Source organism: Rhodococcoides kyotonense (assembly GCF_001645385.1).
GTDB classification, from domain to species: Bacteria; Actinomycetota; Actinomycetes; order Mycobacteriales; family Mycobacteriaceae; genus Rhodococcoides; species Rhodococcoides kyotonensis_B.
In genome coordinates, this window is sequence record NZ_LVHI01000040.1 from 155,910 (window position 1) to 176,082 (window position 20,173).

General features: G+C 61.9%; 21 protein-coding genes. 14 read left to right on the top strand and 7 right to left on the bottom strand.

The annotated features are described in order from the left end of the window. Positions 1 to 35 precede the first annotated feature (35 nt). Genes A3K89_RS24180 through A3K89_RS24190 form a run of 3 tightly spaced genes read left to right on the top strand, consistent with a single transcriptional unit; the run spans position 36 to position 3,366 of the window. Positions 36 to 767, top strand: a complete 732-nt coding sequence (locus tag A3K89_RS24180; RefSeq protein WP_068431847.1) for an SDR family oxidoreductase — start codon at positions 36 to 38, stop codon at positions 765 to 767. A 25-nt stretch (positions 768 to 792) separates the two neighbouring features. Further along, a complete protein-coding gene (locus A3K89_RS24185; protein ID WP_068431850.1) occupies positions 793 to 2,586 on the top strand; it encodes an acyl-CoA dehydrogenase in 1,794 nt (597 codons plus the stop codon). An 18-nt stretch (positions 2,587 to 2,604) separates the two neighbouring features. Continuing rightward, the gene (locus tag A3K89_RS24190; protein ID WP_068431852.1) at positions 2,605 to 3,366 is read left to right on the top strand and encodes an SDR family NAD(P)-dependent oxidoreductase; all 762 of its coding nucleotides are present in this window, start codon (positions 2,605 to 2,607) and stop codon (positions 3,364 to 3,366) included. A 127-nt stretch (positions 3,367 to 3,493) separates the two neighbouring features. Here the strand turns inward: A3K89_RS24190 and A3K89_RS24195 are convergent, their stop codons facing one another. Then, a complete protein-coding gene (locus A3K89_RS24195) occupies positions 3,494 to 3,763 on the bottom strand; it encodes a LapA family protein (RefSeq protein WP_068431854.1) in 270 nt (89 codons plus the stop codon). Positions 3,764 to 3,862: 99 nt separating this feature from the next. Beyond that, a complete protein-coding gene (locus A3K89_RS24200; RefSeq protein ID WP_068432087.1) occupies positions 3,863 to 4,033 on the bottom strand; it encodes a CsbD family protein in 171 nt (56 codons plus the stop codon). A gap of 959 nt (positions 4,034 to 4,992) precedes the next feature. Here A3K89_RS24200 and A3K89_RS24210 point away from each other — a divergent pair. The 3 genes from A3K89_RS24210 (at position 4,993) to A3K89_RS24220 (ending at position 6,323) form a co-directional block, all read left to right on the top strand. Then, complete coding sequence (locus A3K89_RS24210; protein ID WP_068431860.1) at positions 4,993 to 5,568, top strand: dihydrofolate reductase family protein; 576 nt, start codon at positions 4,993 to 4,995, stop codon at positions 5,566 to 5,568. A gap of 75 nt (positions 5,569 to 5,643) precedes the next feature. Then, a complete protein-coding gene (locus tag A3K89_RS24215) occupies positions 5,644 to 6,048 on the top strand; it encodes a VOC family protein (protein WP_068431863.1) in 405 nt (134 codons plus the stop codon). Next, complete coding sequence (locus A3K89_RS24220) at positions 6,045 to 6,323, top strand: winged helix-turn-helix transcriptional regulator (RefSeq protein ID WP_068431866.1); 279 nt, start codon at positions 6,045 to 6,047, stop codon at positions 6,321 to 6,323. Before A3K89_RS24215 ends, A3K89_RS24220 begins: the two co-directional genes overlap by 4 nt. Positions 6,324 to 6,335: 12 nt before the next feature. Here A3K89_RS24220 and A3K89_RS24225 read toward each other — a convergent pair whose 3' ends face one another. The 4 genes from A3K89_RS24225 to A3K89_RS24235 all read right to left on the bottom strand — a co-directional run bounded on the left by A3K89_RS24225 (position 6,336) and on the right by A3K89_RS24235 (position 10,525). Continuing rightward, a complete protein-coding gene (locus A3K89_RS24225; protein WP_068431869.1) occupies positions 6,336 to 7,379 on the bottom strand; it encodes an NAD(P)-dependent alcohol dehydrogenase in 1,044 nt (347 codons plus the stop codon). A gap of 148 nt (positions 7,380 to 7,527) precedes the next feature. Continuing rightward, positions 7,528 to 9,024, bottom strand: coding sequence for an MFS transporter (locus tag A3K89_RS24230; protein ID WP_068431872.1), 1,497 nt, complete (start codon positions 9,022 to 9,024; stop codon positions 7,528 to 7,530). Between the two features lie 160 nt (positions 9,025 to 9,184). Further along, positions 9,185 to 9,337 (bottom strand): hypothetical protein, encoded by a 153-nt coding sequence (locus tag A3K89_RS25910; RefSeq protein ID WP_157105438.1) that lies wholly within the window; start codon positions 9,335 to 9,337, stop codon positions 9,185 to 9,187. Positions 9,338 to 9,634: 297 nt separating this feature from the next. Further along, the gene (locus tag A3K89_RS24235; RefSeq protein ID WP_068431875.1) at positions 9,635 to 10,525 is read right to left on the bottom strand and encodes a LysR family transcriptional regulator; all 891 of its coding nucleotides are present in this window, start codon (positions 10,523 to 10,525) and stop codon (positions 9,635 to 9,637) included. Positions 10,526 to 10,567: 42 nt separating this feature from the next. Between A3K89_RS24235 and A3K89_RS24240 the strand changes: the two genes are divergently transcribed. Further along, positions 10,568 to 11,893, top strand: coding sequence for an MFS transporter (locus tag A3K89_RS24240; RefSeq protein ID WP_084424094.1), 1,326 nt, complete (start codon positions 10,568 to 10,570; stop codon positions 11,891 to 11,893). Between the two features lie 47 nt (positions 11,894 to 11,940). Here the strand turns inward: A3K89_RS24240 and A3K89_RS24245 are convergent, their stop codons facing one another. Then, entirely contained in the window at positions 11,941 to 12,576 is a 636-nt protein-coding gene (locus tag A3K89_RS24245) for a TetR/AcrR family transcriptional regulator (RefSeq protein ID WP_206030356.1), read from the bottom strand. 286 nt (positions 12,577 to 12,862) lie between these two features. Here A3K89_RS24245 and A3K89_RS24250 point away from each other — a divergent pair, with 286 nt between their 5' ends. The 7 genes from A3K89_RS24250 (at position 12,863) to A3K89_RS24280 (ending at position 20,145) form a co-directional block, all read left to right on the top strand. Beyond that, a complete protein-coding gene (locus A3K89_RS24250) occupies positions 12,863 to 14,041 on the top strand; it encodes an LLM class flavin-dependent oxidoreductase (RefSeq protein WP_068431878.1) in 1,179 nt (392 codons plus the stop codon). 11 nt (positions 14,042 to 14,052) lie between these two features. Next, positions 14,053 to 14,916, top strand: a complete 864-nt coding sequence (locus A3K89_RS24255) for an enoyl-CoA hydratase/isomerase family protein (protein WP_068431879.1) — start codon at positions 14,053 to 14,055, stop codon at positions 14,914 to 14,916. 2 nt (positions 14,917 to 14,918) lie between these two features. Further along, positions 14,919 to 15,716 carry an enoyl-CoA hydratase/isomerase family protein gene (locus A3K89_RS24260; protein WP_068431880.1) on the top strand — a complete coding sequence of 266 codons (798 nt, stop codon included), beginning with the start codon at positions 14,919 to 14,921 and terminating at the stop codon, positions 15,714 to 15,716. Between the two features lie 149 nt (positions 15,717 to 15,865). Next, the gene (locus A3K89_RS24265) at positions 15,866 to 17,755 is read left to right on the top strand and encodes an AMP-dependent synthetase/ligase (protein ID WP_068431883.1); all 1,890 of its coding nucleotides are present in this window, start codon (positions 15,866 to 15,868) and stop codon (positions 17,753 to 17,755) included. 8 nt (positions 17,756 to 17,763) lie between these two features. Continuing rightward, positions 17,764 to 18,519 (top strand): creatininase family protein, encoded by a 756-nt coding sequence (locus tag A3K89_RS24270; RefSeq protein WP_068431886.1) that lies wholly within the window; start codon positions 17,764 to 17,766, stop codon positions 18,517 to 18,519. Positions 18,520 to 18,595: 76 nt separating this feature from the next. Further along, complete coding sequence (locus tag A3K89_RS24275; RefSeq protein WP_068432097.1) at positions 18,596 to 19,114, top strand: flavin reductase family protein; 519 nt, start codon at positions 18,596 to 18,598, stop codon at positions 19,112 to 19,114. After that, positions 19,111 to 20,145, top strand: coding sequence for a 3,4-dihydroxy-2-butanone-4-phosphate synthase (locus tag A3K89_RS24280; RefSeq protein ID WP_068431889.1), 1,035 nt, complete (start codon positions 19,111 to 19,113; stop codon positions 20,143 to 20,145). The genes A3K89_RS24275 and A3K89_RS24280 overlap by 4 nt, the downstream gene beginning before the upstream one ends. Positions 20,146 to 20,173: the final 28 nt, after the last annotated feature.

The following is a 20,173-nucleotide window of genomic DNA, read 5'->3' on the forward strand; positions in this document are numbered from 1 at the left end:
CTATCGACCGGCACAGAACGGAAAGCACACACCCCATGGGCAACATCAGCTACGACTTCGCAGGCAAATCCGTTGTCGTCACCGGAGCCGCACGCGGAATCGGCCAGGCCATCGCACGACATTTCGTCCAGGCCAACGCAACTGTCTTCATGGTCGATTACGACAAGGACGAATTGGTCGAATCCGCCGCCGCCGTGGGCGCCGTCGGGATCGCGGCCGATGTCAGCAACACCGACGACGTCGAACGCGTCGTCTCGACGGTGGTCGAGGAGACCGGCCGCATCGACATCGTGGTCAACAACGCGGGAATTCTGCGAGACAAAGTGCTGTGGAAGATCACCGACGACGACTGGGAGCAGGTCCTGAAAGTGCACGCGGGCGGCACCTTTCGCTTCACTCGAGCAGCGGTACCGCATTTCCGCACGCAGCAGTTCGGACGCGTCATCAACATCACCTCCTACACCGGGCTCCGCGGAAATCGCGGTCAGGCGAACTACGCCACTGCCAAGGCCGGCATCATCGGCTTCACCAAGACTGCAGCGAAAGAACTCGCTGCGTTCGGGGTCACCGTCAACGCGATTTCTCCGAACGCCGCAACACGCATGACCGCGACCATTCCCGAAGAGAAACTCACCGAACTCACGGGACCCATTGCGCGCCTGGCGGACCCGTCTGAAATGGCAGACGCAATCTGCTTCCTCGCCTCGGAGGAGGCGGGTTACATCACCGGTGTCGTGCTGCCGGTCGACGGCGGAGTGTCGATGTGACCACATGCATCGATCGGAGTCACCGATGACCGAGGTGCTCTCCCGCCGCGACCTCGAATTCCTGCTGTACGAGTGGCTCGATGTGACATCGTTACTGTCCCGTAAGCGCTTCGTCGAGCACTCCAAGGACACGTTCGACGCAGTACTCGACCTCAGCGCCGACATCGCCCACAAGTATTTCGCGCCGCACAACAAGAAGAGCGACGCATCTGAGCCGACCATGCGCCCCGACGGGTCGGTCGAGATGATCGAGGACATCAAAGAAGCGCTCGATATCTACACGGCCGCAGGTCTGATGGCCGGTCAGTTCGACGAACACATCGGCGGAATGCAATTGCCCACCACGGTCGCACGAGCGGCGATGGCCTGGTTTCAGGCCGCTAACGCGGCGACCGCCTCGTACCCGTTTCTGACCATCGCGAACGCGAACCTGGTCGCACACTACGGAACCGATCAACAAATCGACGACTACGTCAAACCGATGATCGAGGGCCGATTCTTCGGGACGATGTGTCTGTCGGAACCGCAAGCCGGCTCGTCGCTCGCCGACATCACCACTCGCGCCGTCGAGCAAGACGACGGCAGCTACAGGCTGTTTGGAACCAAGATGTGGATCTCGGCGGGTGACCACGAGTTGAGCGAGAACATCGTGCATCTCGTCCTGGCCAAAATTCCCGGCGGAGGCCACGGCGTCAAAGGGATTTCGCTGTTCATCGTCCCGAAACTGTTGCTGGACAACGACGGTCGAGCCGTGGAACGAAACGACGTGGTACTGACCGGCCTGAACCACAAGATGGGGTTTCGCGGTACCACCAACACCATGCTGACGTTCGGCGACGGTACCCACCGACCCGACGGCGAAGCCGGCGCCGTCGGGTATCTGGTCGGCGAGCAGCACCGCGGGCTGAGCTACATGTTTCACATGATGAACGAAGCCCGCATCGGCGTCGGATTCGTCGCCCTCGCGCTGGGATACGTCGGTTATCTCAAGTCAGTCGAATACGCCACCGTTCGGACCCAAGGGCGCGCCCTGGGTGCAGCGGGCTCATCGTCGCCCGTAGCCTTGATCGAGCACCCCGACGTGCGGCGAATGCTGTTGGCGCAGAAGTCCTATGTGGAAGGTGCACTCGCCCTCGGCCTGTACTGCTCGATGCTCGTCGACGAACAGGACACAGCCGACAACGAGGACGACGCAGCCGCGGCGACGCTCCTGCTCGACGTGCTCACTCCCGTCGCGAAAAGCTGGCCGTCGCAGTGGTGCCTGGAAGCGAACAATCTTGCGATCCAAGTCCACGGCGGATACGGATACACCCGTGACTACGACGTCGAGCAGTACTATCGCGACAACCGACTGAACCCGATCCACGAAGGAACCCACGGAATCCAAGGCCTCGACCTGCTCGGCCGCAAAGTCATCATGCGTGGCGGCGCCGGCCTGAAACTGCTGGATTCGAGGATCACCGCCACGGTTAGGCGCGCCGAGACGGTCGCAGGCGACGCCCAGCGCTACGCAGGCCAGCTCGGCGCGACGTGGAACCGTATCGTCGACACGACGTCGACCTTGTGGGAGGACGGGGACGCCGCTGTCGCACTCGCGAACTCGTCGATCTATCTCGAAGCCGTGGGCCACACCGTGATCGCCTGGATGTGGCTCGAACAGCTACTTGCAGCCGAAGGAAAAATCGGCGACTTCTACGACGGCAAACGCCACGCCGCGCGCTACTTCTTCGTCTACGAACTACCAAAGACAGGACCACAGATCGACCTGTTGGCGAGCAGAGATCGCACCACACTCGATACGAACCCAGCCTGGTTCTGACCCGAAAGTGCTCACATCATGACCATTCTCGACAAGTTCCGTCTCGACGGACGCGTCGCGATCGTGGCCGACGCCGAGACGGCGACCGGAGTGACGTTCGCGGCAGCATTGGCACAAGCAGGCGCGGACGTCGTGGTGGCAGGCCGCAACGCAGGAAACCTTGACAACGCCGCACACGCTGTTCGCAGCGCCGACCGCAAAGCAGTGACGATCGAGTTCGACATCACGGACCCGAAAGCCTGCACGGCACTAGTGAACTCGACAATCGATGAGTTCGGTCGAGTCGACATTCTCGCGAACAACGCGGAGGTCGGTTCCACGAGCGCAGCAATCGGTGAGAACGTCGCGCAGTTCAAAGCTGTTCTCGACACCAACCTCAACGGTGCCTACTGGCTCGCCCGCGCGTGCGGACGCGTCATGCAACCCGGCAGCTCCATCGTGAACGTCTCCAGCGTCCTCGCAATCACCACCACCGGACTACCTCACGCAGCGTTCAGCGCAAGCAAGTCCGCCCTCATCGGCCTCACGCGCGACTTGGCCCAACAGTGGGGAACTCGAAAAGGCATTCGCGTCAATGCCATCGCGCCCGGATTCTTCTCCAGAGCGATCGGAAGCGGCTACACCGACAGCTACTTCGAGAAAAACTCCCACCGACTGGTCCTCGGTCGAACCGGGCACCTCGACGAACTCGCATCGACGCTCATATGGCTGGCCTCGGACGCAGGAGGATATCTCACCGGACAGACACTGGCCGTCGACGGCGGCGTCAGTATCACCTGACTTGCCGTCGACGACCGTCGACCGGAGGAACTCTAGGTGTCGCGGGCCCCACCGCGCCGAGCAGTCTGTCGCAGCACTGCTCGTCGAGATCATCCTCGCAGGTGCGGTGTGGGCGCGGCTCGCTTGTCTAACGCACCGCCCGGCGCACACGTAGCGAGGCTGCGACGGCAAGGGTGATGATCGATCCGACTGCGGCAGCGCCCAACAGCCATACTCCCTGAGGAAGGCCGAAGTTCCAGCCGAGGAAATTGACGTTCTCGTGCACGGTGTTCTGCAGCACGAAGATCACCAGGGCGATCGTGAACACCAGAGCCACGATCAGCGACAGCTTGGCTGCGAATCCGCCGCGGCGGCGCGGGCGGGCGGGTGCGATGGGAGTGGAATCGGCGGTAGTCATGTTCGGTCCTCACGGTAGAAGTGAATGGTTGCGAGAGCGGGGCCGCCGACCAGGTCGGCGGCCCCGAACACGCCAGGCAGTGAATGCGGCAGGGCGGTTTTACTTGAACGTGTCCTTGATGTTCTCGCCGACCTTCTTCACTCCCGCCTTGCCCTGATCGGCCTTGCCCTCGGCTTCGAGGTCCTTGTTGTCGGTGATGTCGCCGACGACTTCCTTGGCCTTTCCGAGGGCGTCTTCCGCTGCGTTCTTGGCCTTGTCGACAAAGCTCATGTCTTCCACCTTCTCGTTGAGCGTGATCAAAAGTTGCAGTAAGTAGTCGGTTCTCACGCCCGAAAACAAACGGCACGCATCTGTGATCTACCTCACAGTTGGATCGCCCATCCGCCGGCCTTGGCCTGCCGAATACCCGATTCGAATTCGGCCTTCTACCGGCGCCTTTGGCTGTAGAACGTGTCGAGTAAGTCGAAGTCCCGAAGGTCCGGGTCCTCATGTCGGAGTGTTGCCACAGCGTGCACGATCGGCGGGGTTCTGGTATTGCGCACGCACGACTCAGGCTCTCTGAAGATGGGCGGCCTGAGCAGCGTCGAAGACGGACGGGCGGGCCGGTCCACGTGCACCCCGGAAGGACTGGGGTCCCAGCATCAGCCGCGGCCGAGGCTGCGAAAATCGTTGTACGTCAACGGGAATGGGGCCGACTGACGGTGTTGCGTGCGCCGCTCCCACAGATTCGCTGATCGAGACAAGACGTGCAGCGGGGTCTTCGTACAGATGCTTTCGCTCGGGATCGCCTAGGGCTTTCCTGCGGGCGCGGGCGTCGAGAATGCTCACGGCGACCATCCTCGATTCGAACCACCTCGACCGCAGCAGATCGCGTACGGTCTCCAGGTCGAGGTGCGCATTCGCTTTCGCCAGGTCGAAAACGTGCTTCATACGAACGCCGACGACCTGCGAGCGGTCGACCCGCTTCGCTATCGGATCGACCTGTTCGGCACTCGGGCCGAACGTAGGTCACGTTCGATCTTTTCGCACATCACCGTTCATCTCTCGCCTCCCGTTGTGGTCCGACAATGCACCTAGAGATGACTGGCGTCGACCCGAGGAGTAAGCAATCGTCACGTACCGGACATTTCGAGCCAGGCCCCGCTAGGGTTGACCGGTGTTCCAATCCCACCCTTCGATGCCGTCCAGGATGCGGCATCGTTCAGAATTCCGAATCGGAGATACAGCAGATGGCGCGTGAATTGGTGTGGACCGGCTTCATGTCGATCGACGGAGTCGTCGACTCCCCCGGTGGTGAATCGGAGGGCCACCCCAGTGGCGGCTGGGTCGTCCGCACGCCGTTCGTTCCCGAAGCGTTCTCCCTCAAGGGCGAGGAACTCGCCGATACGACAGCATTGATGTTCGGCCGCAACAGCTATGAGGCATTCGCTCCGATCTGGGTCGACTCGGAGGACCACGCCGCCTACAAGGAGCTTCCCAAGTACGTGGTGTCCACCTCACTCGAGGATTCCGCGCTGATCGACGGCTGGGGTGACACCACTGTTCTGCGGTCGACCCAGGAGGTCGCCGCGGTGAAGGAACAGGATGGTGGAGCAATCTTCGTCCATGGCAGCGGCGAACTCGCTCGCAGCCTCGCCGACGCCGGCTTGATCGACCGATACAACTTGTTGGTGTTTCCGGTCGTTCTCGGTGCAGGCAAGAATCTGTTCAGCCATCAGAGCCGGCCCGAGCAGCGCCTCGAACTCCGCGAATCCGAGGCCTACTCGAACGGGGTCGTCAAAGTCGTGTACGACGTCGTTCGCTGACGGGTCGAGGCGGAGAAGGGTTGGGCGCACAACGCTGCCCTTGACTACGGACTTGCATTTTGCAAGTGTCGTCGCATGAGCCTGTTCATCACTTGCCCGGTCGACGACGTCCAACGCGCGACCGAGTTCTACACCGCACTCGGCTGGACCCTCAACGCCGACATGTCCGATCACAACGTGTCCTGCTTCGTGATCGCACCCGAGCAATACGTCATGCTCGGCAGCCGCGAGATGTACGCGAGCGTCGGCGGCACCGAAGAGCTGATCGGCGGACCCTCCACACCCTCGAAAGTCACGGTGTCCTTCGATCTCGACAGCCGCGAGGCAGTCGACGCACTCGTCGAACGTGCCGCCGCTGCGGGCGGGCGTATCGGCGACACCGACGACTATCCCTTCATGTACCAACGCCAGTTCGACGACCCTGACGGCTACCACTACTCGCCGTTCTGGATGAAGCCGGACGTCGACACGACTGCATGAGCGACCTCGCCGCCGCCCTCGACGTCGTAGGAGCGCGGTGGGCGCTGCTGATCGTCGAGCGGCTGCTAGACGGGCCCCAGCGATACGGCGACCTGCAACGTGACCTCGGAGTGCCGACGAACATGCTCGCAACCCGCCTGCGCGAGCTCGAAGCGGCAGGCGTCCTCACCCGTCTACCCCTGCGGCACAACACACGGGCCTACGCACTCACCGACCGCGGACACGACCTCCGCGAGGCCATCGATGCGCTCGGACGTTGGGCGGCCGACCTCTAGGTCTATCGAATTTCAGGTGTGTGGGATCACGACCGCGCGTCCATTGATCTGTCCACGCGCGAGCTTGTCATACGCTTCGGCGGCTTCGTCGAGCGTGAATGTTTCGACTTCGACCTGCAGCTGGCCGCGTCTGGCCATGGCGAAGACTTCGATCAGTTCGCTTCGGCTTCCCCAATACGGTGATCTGACATCGACGTCGAACGCTGTGGTCTGAAATCCCACCGGCAACTTTCCCCCGCCGATGCCGATGATGGAGACGTCGCCTTCGGCGCCTACTACCGCTGCGGCTGTGGTGACGGTTGATTGGCTCCCGACGAAGTCGAAAACCGACTGAACCCCTGCGGGCCCGGCCAGCGTACGGATGGTCGCTATCGCTTCGTGATCGCTCTGGATGGCGTGGTGTGCCCCGTGTCGAAGGGCCAGTTCGAGTTTCGCTTCGGTCAGATCGGTGGCGATGACCGTCGAGCCGGTCAGCTGCCGCAGTATTTGGACGGCGACGTGGCCCAGACCCCCCACCCCGATAACCAGAGCTGTGCTTCCGGCGGTGAGTTTGGGAATCGATTTCTTGATTGCGTGATAGGGAGTCAGGCCGGCGTCGGTCAGCGACACGTTCGCTACAGGGTCGAGGTCGTGGAGAGGGACGAGATGGCGAACGTCGCCGACGATCATGTACTCGGCGATTGCCCCGGGAGAACCCAGCCCGGGAGGGCGGATGGACAAAGATCGTGCATGGATACAGTAATTCTCCTTTCCCACAGCACATTTCACGCAAAGACCACAGCCCCACGGTCCGTAGACGGCCACCGCATCGCCTATTCCGACACCGCCGACTCCCTCGCCCAAAGCATCGACGACGCCTGCTCCTTCGTGGCCGAGCGTCAGCGGTAGTCGGCCGAAGCGGAAAGCCGATTCTGGTGTGTTCATGACAACGTGGTCCGAATGACAAAGGCCAGCTGCTGTCACTTTCAGGCGAATTTGTCCCGGTTGCGGATCGGGTGTCGGAATGTCCACCACTTCCGGAACGTGCCCGAAGACGCGGTACTGCAGGGCTTTCACTTATTCTCCTTCGGGTCGAGCGCTGTCGACGAGATGCCCGTGACGCCGTGCCGCGGTCCTCCGTGGCGCAGGGGTCGTGTCGGCGGGTATTGCGGCTGACCGAAACCCCGGTACGCGTGCACTGATCTGCGTGACTCGTTCTCGTGCATTAGTTTTCGGACGGGGTGATCGACGTTGCGTCCCGCGCGGCCTCCCGGGGAAGCACCGGGGCCGGGCCCTGACTTGTTCGTGGCCTGGTTCGAGCGGCCAAAACCAGCAGTAGCGCGACAGTTGCAATGACCGCTTGAACCGCCCACGAGGTCGAAAATGCGCTCCAGGGCAGCGTCGCACCGTCGTCGCCCGAGCCTCCCGTGAGAACGGCTCCGCATACCTGGGCGCCGATCGTTCCCGCAACGGCTTGAATGGCGAAGTTCAGCCCGTTGAATTCGGTCACCTTTTCAGCCGGTACGCCACTGACAACCAGGTTCAGCGACTGAGTCATCGAGACACTGATCCCGAAATTGACGAACAACGCCGCCGCCAAGATGGTGACGATGCTGCCGCGTTCTCCCAGGCCGATCATGATTGCCGCACCGAACATGATCGCGATCGGTCCGATGGCGGACGCGAATCGTGGTCCGACCTTCCTGTCCAGGAAGGAGATCAGGGGGGCGGTCAGTCCCATCAACATAGCCGACACGAGCACAAGTGAGGTGGCCGTCGCGGACCTGCCCAATCCGTGAGACACCGAGTCCGGGAGCTGCATCTGCAACGGAACGCTGATCAGGGTGGCATTGATCGAGAACCCGGCGAGGAACATCATCCCCGACGCCGCCACGACAGTGAGGCTTCCCATCAAGCGAATGTCGACGAGGGGTTGATCGACGGTGAGTTCTCGACGGATGAACAGGAGGAGACCCAGTAGCCCAGCGGCGGTCAGTAGAACGAACTTCGGCGACAGCCACCCCCACTGCGGGGCGAACGTCAAGGCGAGCAACACACATGCGAGCCCCGCCGCCAGGAGGAGGCTGCCGACGACATCGAGACTCGGCCGCTCGCCACTGCGTAGTCGTGGCGAACGCGGTACGAAGACCCACACGGCTACGAAGCACAACGTCAAGGCAACGAACGGCACCCAGAAAAGCCATCGGTAAGAAAGGTAGTCGGCTATCGGTCCGGCAATCATCGTCCCGGCCGCGGTACTGGCGAAGATTGCTGCAACCATGAAACCGTTCGCAGATTTGGTGCGGGACTCGGTTTGCGTGTCGCGGATGATGCCGATCGCCAGGGGCACGGTACTCAGGCCGATACCTTGCAGGAGTTGGCCGGCGATCAGCATGCTGATCGACGACGACAGGGCAGACGTCAACGTGCCGAGCGCCACGATGGTCAGCACGACGAGAAGTGCCCGTCGTTTGTCCCAAACCTCCCCGAGTCTGCTGACAATGGGGGTAGCGATCGTTCCGGTCAGCAGTACGCCCGTCAGCACCCACGCAATGGTCGACGCAGGAGCCTGAAACTCTTCTTGCAGAACGGGGAGCGCTGGAGGTGTTACCGACTCGTTGAGTCCTTTGAAGGCTGCCACACAGGCAATCGACGTAGCGAGGACGGCGGTGGCGTTGGTTCGTACCTGTGCGTGTGACATGCGAGTTCTGTTCAAGCGCATGAGCGCTCCTTCGAGGAGGGAGATGGCAGACCGCGCATCGTTGCGCTGGCCGTCGGAATGGACGCCGGTAGAGTTTGCTGTGGGAAGAGATAATCCATGAGTCTGTTCGGTGGCGCGCAATCGCCCGAGTTCGTGCACGCGACGCGTGCCGCCTGCCACGTCAAGTAACGACGTCGAGGACGAAAAGCTCTGTAGCAGGCGACGTTTGCGGTACACCCGTGTTCTGTTCGTCGGGCGGCAGTTCTGCAACACCAGACCCGAGCTTGACGTAGCGCGTGCGACTTGCGCTGCGACGTAGGGCGATGGTGACCATGCCAGACAACTCCTTGAATGTGAGTCAAAATTAACATAGATCTGGTGGTGTGATCTTGTCAACACCTGGAGTACGCGTCGTGTACCGGTAGCGTCGGATTCAAATCCACAGTGGAGTGCATCATTTCGCGCTGCCATCGACAGGCCGCGTTGCGTGACCGACGAGCAGCGATAGAGTGTCGTGGACGATACCGTGAATTATCCTTAACTGCTTGTCGAATCGTCTCGGTCGCCCGACCACGCAGTCGTCGACGTGCGCCGAGCTTGCCCTGCCTTTGGGTGTTCGTGCTTGCATGGGCTAGGTGGCGCGTTCTGTGTCTTCGACGAGTTCCAGCAACGCTTCGACCGCCGTGGTGGTAGGCCGCACAGCCGATGTAGCTACGGACAGGGCGAGAGTCAGATCGGCGTCGACTACGGGGACGACAGGTAGGTCGATGACGGCGTCGAGGATGTAGCGCGGCAACAGCGCGACTCCGAGGCCATGGCGGACGTAGTCGACGCCGGTGGCGAGATCGGTTATCTCGATGCTGACACGACGCTGTATCCCCGCGTGATCGAAGGCGCGATCGATCACCGTCCTGGTGCCGTATCCGACTGGGGCGTCGATGAAGTCGAGCCCGGCCAGGTCAGCGATCGAAGCTCCGTTGCTGCCGTCGAGTACATACTCGTGCGGTATCACCAGATCCAACACCGAGAACGCGAGACTGCGTAGGACGACACCCGCTGGACGTTCTTCCGGTTGGGACACGAATGCCAGGTCGAGACTGCCGTCCGCGACTGCTTCGAGAAGACCCTGTGTCCCTGACGGGGCGGCCCTGGTCAACAGCCGCACGCGTGGGTAACGACGGTGGTAGTGGCCGAGTAGTTTGGGAAGATCGTACAGAGTGATCGATCCGATGATTCCGATACGCAGAGAACCGCGTAACCCGCCGTTGACCTCATCGACGACCTCCCGCGCAGACCGAGCAGCCTCGAGCACCGCCCGTGCCCGCGGCAACAGTGCCGCACCAGCATCGGTCAGTAGAACGCGCTTGGAGTTGCGATCGAGCAGGGTCGCCCCGAGCTCGCGCTCTAGCGCTTTGATCGCTGCCGAGACGGCCGACTGCACGATGTGCAGTCGGCCGGCGGCGCGAGTGAAATTCCGTTCGTCGGCAACTGCGACGAAGTACTCGAGATGACGTAGCTCCATTGAACAAGAATCTCCGTTCGCGATAGTTTCGAGCTGCTTTTCATGTTGGACTGCGAACTGTGTCGACGGAGAGAATTCTCTCGTCGAACCTTCTTCCACATCTCGCATCGGAGTCATTCATTGATCTCGCATAGAAACAGCTCAGATTTTGCGCGGCATGCACACCGCTGCGAAAATCGCCGCCACGGCGTCGGATTCTGGATCGTGGCGGTTGCATTTCTGACTGCAATGGCATTTTCCACAGCACCTAGCCCGCTCTACCCGATTTATCAACAGCTCAACTTGCTTTCGACATTCACCGTGACTGTCGTTTTCGCGGTGTATGCCCTCGGGGTGGTGTTCAGCCTGTTACTGGTCGGCCACGTATCCGACTTGGTGGGGCGTAAGAAAATCCTGATTCCGGCACTGCTACTGGAGTTGGGTGCGGCAGTCCTGTTCATGACGAGCAGCTCACTGGTTGTGCTTCTGATTGCCCGGTTCGTGACGGGTCTGGGCATCGGGATTCTGACTGCCACTGCAACGGCGTATTTGTACGAACTGCACGCTCGACACCGTCCCGATCGGCCGAGCCACCGCTTCGACAATGTTTCGACCCTTGCCAATATCGGCGGTCTCGGGGTCGGCCCGCTGATTGCGGGGGCACTGTCGCAGTGGACCGACGCGCCCCTGCAGGCACCTTACGTCGTGTTTGCGGTAGCGCTGGCGGCAGTAACCGTTGCGGTCGTCATCGTTCCCGAGACCACCGTTGCGCCGTCCGTGCGCATCGCATATCGCCCGCAACGAATCGGTGTCGGTCAGGGTGATCGGCCGCGCTACATCGCCGCCGCGACGATCGGCTTTGCGTCATTCGCCGTGATCGGATTGTTCACCTCTGTCGCGACGGGATTCGTTGCGGGAACCCTGCACCAAACGTCTCGGATGCTCAGCGGTCTGATCCTGTTCCTGGTGTTCGGGGCTGCTGCGCTATCGGGAACATCGACGCGTCGCCTGTCGCCCCATGTGAAAGCACGGTCGGGAATGGGCGCCATGATGGCCGGCATGGCGGCCATCATGGCGGGCAGTGCGGGCCAGCACTTTGTCGTCTTCGTCGTTGGAGGTGTCAGCGCGGGTGCCGGGGCCGGAATTCTGTTCAAGAGCTCGGTCGCCACTGTGGCAGCGATGGCAGTGCCCGCTGCTCGAAGCGAGGCGCTCGCTGGACTGTTCTTCGTGTCCTATCTGGGCCTGAGCTTGCCGGTATTGAGCGTAGGGGTCACGACACACTTCGTCGCGCTCTCGACGGCTATCTCAATTCTCGTGGGAGTGGTACTCGTGCTGCTGTCGACGGTTGCTTGGTTTACGCGTGGCACGTTCGTCGCCCGCTCGAAATAGGTGCCGAGGACTCATCGACCTGTCGATCGGTCAGCGGTTGCACTGCGCTATGGGCTGGTCGAGTCTGTTCGAACGCTTCGAACAGTCGGCCGCGGCGCCGTCAACGCCTGGAGCGCGGCGTTCGACATGGTCGCGATAGTGGCGTCTTGATCCAACCCTCGGTTGAGCGTAGGAAGCGTATTGAGCATCGAGAACACCGAATGCGTCAGAAGTCGAACCTCGGGCTCGGACAAGTCCGGACGCAACGGTGCAACGATCGAAATCCACTCCTCGGCGTATTGGTTCATAGCGCGGCGGATACGACGACGGTCCACTTCAGGAAATGCATGCTCGTTCTTGAGAAAGATCAGCGTCGTCGGCGCAGCGGACAATACAGACCGGATATGAAAATCGACCAAGGCCTCCAACGCGTCGCGCGGTTCTGATACCGATTCGACTGTCTCACGCGCATATTTCTGGAGAAATTCGAGAGGGTTTTCCACCACGGCGATGAGCAATGCCTGCTTGTTCTGGAAGTGGCGGTACAGTCCCGGCCCCGAGATGCCGGCCTGGGCACACACCATTTCCACGGTCACCGAATCGTAAGCGTTGTGTAGAAACAGGTCGGCAGCAACGCGCAAGAGGGCCTCCCGGCGAGTACGGCGCGCTGCCGGTTCCATCCTCGCATCCCGTGCGTCAGTCATGCTCATACGTTAACCACCGTTCGTCGGTTCTGAAGCCACCGCACCTGTGCGATCTCGCATCGACAGCCGCAGGCGGCTTCAATGTTAACAGTCAGTAACTCGATACATGTCGCAATGCGAAAAGCGAGCATCGCGCCTCGCATCAGGTGTGTAGCTTTCGCGCAAGTCTTCGCTGTTGAAACGTTCTGTGGAGAAAATCCGCCGAATCTGTTGACATGGACGGTGACTGAGCTTACGTTAATCATCATTCACATCACTGCATCACTGACCGGAAGGGTTGAGGACGATGCGATTCATTTTCATGAGTGAGGGCGAGACGCCCGCGGGCCACACGCACGAGCACCGCTACCGAGAACTCATCGATGAAGTTCTGCTGGCAGAGGAGGTGGGCTTCGACGCTTTCGGCACTTCCGAGCAGCATGTTGCCATCGGTACAGCGACGACGTCGGCACCCGAGGTGATCTACCCGTATCTAATGGCGCGTACGAGCCGCATTCGGTTCATCCACCTGGTGACCCTTCTGCCCACGCGCATCAACCACGCTCTCCGTGTGGCGGAAAGGCTCGCCACCGAGGACATTCTTTCCAACGGACGCGTGGAACTGGGTGTGGGACGCGGTAACACCACACTCGCTCTGCGAGCGTTCGAAGTCTCGCCTGCGGAGAACAAGGCGCAACAGCTCGAGGGTCTCGAGGTAATACGTCGTGCGTTGCACAACGACGTCTTCTCTTTCGTGGGCGAACATTACAAGATCCCTCCACGAAGCCTGGTGCCTAGGGGAATTCAGACTCCGTACCCCCCGATTCACATGGCAACCGGCTCGCCCGAGTCGGTTCGCGCCGCGGCCGAGCTGGGGGTCGGAGCCATCGTCGGAGGGTTCTATCTCGGCTTCGAGTTCCTCGAGAACATGCTGAGAATCTACGACGAGGCGCTCGCAGGCGCGGCGCACACCTACCCGCTACAGGCACAAAAGCTGGTGGCAGTCGGTGGCGGGATGCACTGCGCCGAAACCCGGGACGAGGCGCAGCACTGGGCGCGGAAGTTGACAGAATCGGTCGCTCTGTCGACCGACGCCTACCAGCGACTGTCGAAGCTGTCGAGCGACTATCAGTACATGGGAGCGGTCAAAGACCTCGACTTCCACGACGAGCGGTACATGTTCGAAGATTCGTCGGGCTTCATCGTCGGCGATCCCGACGATTGCATCGCGCAGGTTCAGCGGTTCGCCGACCTCGGTGTCGATTCCTTGGTAATGCGCATCGACGGACTCCCGCACAGAGAACTCATGAAGTCGATCGAATTGTTCGGCAAATACGTGATCCCGCACTTCAAGAACCCGCGTGCGGTCGTGCGCAGTCCGGAAAAAGTGCTCGACGACATTCGGGCCGCACGGCCCGACCACTACGCCGAGGTCGAAGCGCTCGCCGCGGCTGACAACACCCGATCACACGCACCATCGAAGTAGAAGGAGTTCTGATGACCACGCTGCCCGCAGACGATATTTTCAGCAAGTACCCCGAAGAAATTTCGATCGAGCGTAAACCCCACGGGGTTCTGCTCATCACCATCAACCGCCCCGACCGACTCAACTCGCTCACCATGCCGATGTTCAAGGCGATGGCCGACATCTGGGTGGACGTCGACCGAGATCCACAGACACGGGTTGCCGTCGTCACCGGGGCCGGCCGCGGTTTCTGTACGGGAATGGACGTTCGTCAGCCAGACCCTACTCTCGACGACGCAATCGAGCTGATGGAAGACGAACGCCGACGGATCTCGACCCTGCTGAACATGGACAAGCCTCTGATCTCGGCCATCAACGGTCCCGCAGTGGGATGGGGCCTGTCGATGGCACTGCTCGCCGACATCAGCGTCGCAGCAGACGATGCGCTGCTCCGCGATGGACACACCCGCATCGGCGTCGTAGCCGGAGACCACTCCTCCCTCATCTGGCCTCTTCTGGTCGGCATGGCCAAAGCCAAGTACTACCAACTCACCTCGGCAAGCTTGACCGGCGCAGAAGCAGAACGCATGGGACTGGTGAGCTTGGCGGTACCGAAGAACGACGTCCTGGAACGGGCGCTGGCCATTGCCGACGATCTTGCGCAAGGCTCCCAGCAAGCCATCCGCTGGACCAAACGCTCCCTCAACACCGGATGGCTGACCAACGCACTGCCCCAGCAGGAACTGTCTGCAGCACTGGAAACCATCGGATTCGCCAGCGCCGACTACATCGAAGCACGACAGGCCTTCCGCGAAAACCGGCCCGCACGCTACCCCTCGGCCCACGGGAACAGTCATTCCGTCCTCGTCGCCTCGACCCATAACGTAGCGAACTGACCATGACTGATCTCGCCATCGAGCACGCGGACGGCATCGTGCTCGACGATCACGACGGAGTTCTCGTCCTCATTCTGGACCGCCCGCCCGCAAACTCCCTCGATGGCGCACTCATCGAAGCGATCGGTCGATTGTTCACCGATCTCGCAGCCACGCCGACCCCGCCTCCGGTCGTTCTCACCGGAGGCGGCGAGCGGTTCTTCTGCGCAGGAGGCGACATCAAGGAACTCGACTATGCGCAGCGCGGTGACATGGACTCCCGGATGCGCAACTTCCACGCGATGCTCGTCGCACTCGAGTCGTACCCGCGCCCCGTCGTCGCCGCGGTGAACGGGCACTGTGTGGGGGGCGGACTGGAGCTTGCACTCTTCGCCGACGTCATCTTCGCCGCCCACACTGCACGTTTCGGGTTTCCTGAGATCAACCACGGGTTGCTTCCAGCGGACAAAGGCATCCAGCGCGCCTCCCGCCTGCTCGGAGTACGCGCGACCAGGCAGATGGTGTTGTCAGGCGATCTGTTCAGTGCCGAGCGTGCACATCGGATGGGCATCGTCGACGAACTGATCGATCCCGATGGACTGCTCGACGCGGCCGTCGCTGCGGCACGCGCTGCCGGTCGAAAAGCTCCCGTGCTGTACGCAGCGCTCAAACGCAGCGTGAACAACCCGAACGCACACCACGACGACGATTCTCTTCGGCGCACCCTCGTCGCCTCCACCGAATATTTCGACGATCCGACCGCAGCCCGCCTACGCCAGAGCTGGAATCGTGACCGCCCACGCACCCCTGCCCGGCAATGACGGCCGACCCCGACAGCTCGACGATCAGCGTGCTCACAGTGTGGCGGCGACAGGGACGTCGACGGACAATCCTATGAACAGAACGCTTCTCACTATCCGCAGCGGCGACCGCGCCGACGGATCGACTTGATACGAATACGGAGAACAGAGTGACAACGAATTCACCGGACGACGGTCAGGACACAGTTCCGGTACTGCGCAATGTCACGGACTTCGAGGCGGTCGACCGCACGTTCGCACAGATGCTGTGCACTCGTGCCGAGCGCGAACCGGACGGCGTTGCGTTCCGCAGCTGGACGAACGGAGCTGTCCGCTCCACCAGTTGGAAAGAGTATCTCGACGCCGTCACCGACGCAGCTCTCGGCCTGCATCGACTGGGCATCGTGCACGGAGACCGGGTGGCGATCATGTCTTCGACCAGAGGGGAATGGGTCGTCGCCGCTCTGGCCATCCTCGCGATAGGCGCCGTACCTGTCGGGGTGTACCCGACCAGCTCAGCTGCCGAAGTCTCCCACGCCCTCGAAAGCACCGGTGCCGTGGCTATATTCGCCGAGAGCGCGAACGACTGCGCCAAGATCGCCGCCGTGGCCACTGAAACACCGGATGTGCGATCGGTGATCGGATTCGACGATGCACCCGATGGATTCGCGAGCGGCGTGCAGGTCACCGAATGGGTGGAACTCCTCTACAGCGGCCGATCGTCGAGCATGGCCGAGCCCACCCTGTTTTCACAGCTCGTCGCCGCCGGTCATGTAGACGACTTGGCTGCATTGTTCTTCACCTCGGGTTCGACTGGTGCACCCAAAGCTGTCAAGCACACGCACCGAACCCTGCAGTACTCGGTGTTGGGGTTCGCCGCGTCGTATCCCGACATCGGATCCACCCGGCACGATATGGTCGGATTTCTCGGCCTCTCTCACGTTGCGCCTGCTCTGCTCGGCGTATTTGCGCCCATCATGACCAAACTGGTCATGACGTACTGCACCATGGACCAGCGGCTGGAAGTCCTACGTGCAGTAAGGCCGAACACTGTTCTGTGGCCACCGCGCATGCACGAAAAACTTGCCAGCGAGACCCTCGACGCACTATCCGAATCCGGCCGCCTCTTCCGTCTTCGGCACGCTGCCGCAATGAAAGTCGCCCGCCGAGTCAGTGCGCTCCGTTGGGCTGATCGGCCGATACCCCGCTACCTCGACACGCTGAACGATGCCGCGGTGAAGTATGCATTCATGCCCCTGCGCGCCAAAGTCGGAATGGACCGAATCACGGTCAGCTGGACCGCCTCTGGAACCATGACACCGGACGTAGCTGCCCTCTGGCATATGTGGGGGCTCGATCTGCGCGAACTGTTCGGCACCACCGAAACATGCGGGTCGGTTATCGCCCAATGGGATAGAGCATTCCCCACCCCCGGCACCATCGGCAAAGCATTGCCCGATCCGCGATGGGCCGTCCGGGTGTCCGAGGAGGGCGAACTCGAGCTGCGCAGCCCGTGTCTGTTCGATGGATACTGGAACAATCAGGACGCGACCGAGTCGGCTTTCGAGGACGGCTGGTATCGCACAGGCGATTTGGTCGACATCGACGCCCACGGCGAAGTTCGAATAATCGGCCGGCTCAAAGACGTTCTCAAGACCAGCGGCGGCAAGAGTGTGAGCCCGCAGCCCATCGAGGTACGACTCAAAGCGAGCTCGCTGATCGAGGAAGCCATAGTTGTAGGAGAAGGGCGCAAATATCTGACCGTGCTGCTCAGCGTCAGCGACGAAGCACAATTGATGGCCCCGCGAGAGCGTGACGCCGCGCTGACGAACTGGATCGACGAAGTCAACACCGAATTGTCGCGGCCGCTGCAGCTGAAGAAGTTCAAAATCTTGCCGCGCGCCTTGTCCGCCGCTGCAGGAGAACTGACAGCCAAAGCGACAATCAGACGGGCAGCGATTCTCGAATCCTTCGCCGAACTCATCGACGAGCTGTACGACGGTGACGAGCAGAACGAGATTGCCCGCCAAGCGCGTTATGCGCCGACGGGCCGCAAGTAGGTGACATCGTGACCGAGCTGCGGATCGAAAACCTGACAACCGAAGAAGTCCGAGAGGCAATCTCGGGAGGCATCCGTACGGCCATTCTCCCCCTGGGCGCAACAGAACAACACGGATCTCATCTACCCTTGTCGATGGATGCAGACCACGCTGATGCGTTGGCGGTCCGCATCGCCCACGAACTCGGCAACGCACTGGTGCTACCCACCATTCGGGTCGGCTACTCCCCTCATCACCTGGGCTTTCCAGGAACACTGACAATTCGGGCGTCTACCCTCGAAGCGCTGTGCGAGGACTACGGGGCGCACCTGACCGACAGCGGATTCGAGCGACTGATCGTGTTCTCCGGGCACATCGGAAACTATCCGGTCATGCGCGAATTCAGCGGTCGGCTCGCTGCCAAGTTAGCGCCGCTATCGCTCGTCGTCTTCGACGACGGCGAGGCGATCATCGACGCCTGGCGCCGCACCGCGGACGAAATAGCCTCCCTGGGCGCATCCGTCGGAGGTCATGCCGACGTCGCGGAAACGTCGGTGATGCTGGCCCTTCACCCCGAGAAGGTGCGAGCGAAGCGCTATGCCCGCGGATTCACAGGAACGGTGGACACGGAATTTCTCGAGCGCACCTTCCGAGACGGCATCGAATCGATGTCCCCCTCCGGCATTCTCGGAGACCCACACGGGGCATCGAACGCCATCGGCGTCGCTTGCCTGCATGCAGTGACCTCGCTGATCGTCCAATACGCGCGACATCACGGCGCCTGACATCCACAAACCCTTCGAGGCGGCTCACATGAACTATCGAACGACCACAAACGGGCTCCACGCACCCTCGACACGCTTGTCCCCCATCGACTCCGGCGACACGGATACTGATTTGACACGGCTGCGCCGACTGTACGGACGCTATCCGACCGGCGTCGCTGCCATCTGCGCACTCGACGAAGACGGTTCTCCAGTCGGCATCGTGGCCACCTCGTTCACACCGGTTTCGATGCAACCGGCATTGGTGTCCATCTGCATCCAGCACACCTCTACGACGTGGCCGCGGCTGGCGGGTACTTCCGCACTCGGAGTGTCGGTCTTGGCCACCGACCAGGAAGCGGCCAGCCGCCAGCTGGCAGCGAAGAATGTGGACAGGTTCGCGGGAACCTCCTGGTTCACCGACGACTCCGATGCTGTGTTTCTCACCGGAGCAGCCGCGTGGCTCGAATGCACCATCTCGACCAGCGTTACCGCCGGCGACCACGACGTGGTCCTACTCGAAGTGCACCACTCCGCAGTCGACGACTCGGCCGAGCCATTGGTGTTCCATGGCAGTATCTTTCGCTCTCTCGCAGCCACGGAACGTCCCCGATGATCACGACCACACGACTCGATGCGGCACTGCAGTCCCTCACAGCCGGCCGTCCGGTAATCATCATCGACGACGACGGGGCCGAGGTGGTGCTGTCCGCTCAGCTCGCCGACACCCACTGGACGGCCTGGGCTATCCGGCACACCTCGGGCCTGCTATGCGCCGCCCTGCCTGCGTCCCGCGCCGACGAACTCGACGTGCCGGCGATGTCCGCTGATGCTCGATACCGTGCCCAGACCACCACCTTCGGTGTTGCCGTCGATGCAGCCGCGGGTGTCGGAACGGGCATCAGCGCCACCGATCGAGCCCGCACCGCACGCACGCTCGCATGTCCCGGCAGTCGACCCACAGACCTGACGCGACCCGGACACGTCCTGACGGTCAGAACGACCGACGGCGGAACACTCGCACGGAGCTCGAAATTCGAGGCGGCAGTGGATCTGTGCCGCCTCGGCCGACTCGAACCGGTGGCGCTGACCGCAGCCCTGCTCGACGACGACGGAGCCGAAATCGCCGCTTCCGCGCGAACCTCCTTCGCCTACGAACACGACGTCCCGATCATCGACGTTCGCGACGTCGCGCACCACCGTCTACACCACGGCGACGGCCACCGCGAACGGGTGCGTCCAGTGGCCAGCCGCACCGTGGACGTACCCGAGGGAACGGTGCACGTCGTTGACTACCTCGACGAGCTGACCGGGGCGTCGCACTTCGCCTGCGTCGGCGTAGGTACAACAGCTACCCACCCGGTGCACGTCATCATCGAATCGTCACACCACGACCCGTTCGTCTCCGCCGCTCCCAGCCAACAAGACTTCGAACAACAGATATCACGGATCGCCGAAGAGGGCGGCACTGTGGTCTACCTGCGCTCCTACTCGTGGTTCCACCGCCGGTGGGCAGTGTCGCAGGACGCGCTGATGCAAGGAGCTGCCGCGGCCGTCGTCGCGAACCTCAGCCGCACGCGAGCAGAGGAACGCAATCGAGAGACGACGACCGGCGCATCCTGTTCTTCAGAGCCGGTGCTCCGGTAGTTGCTTGCCCACAGCACGATCTCGAACG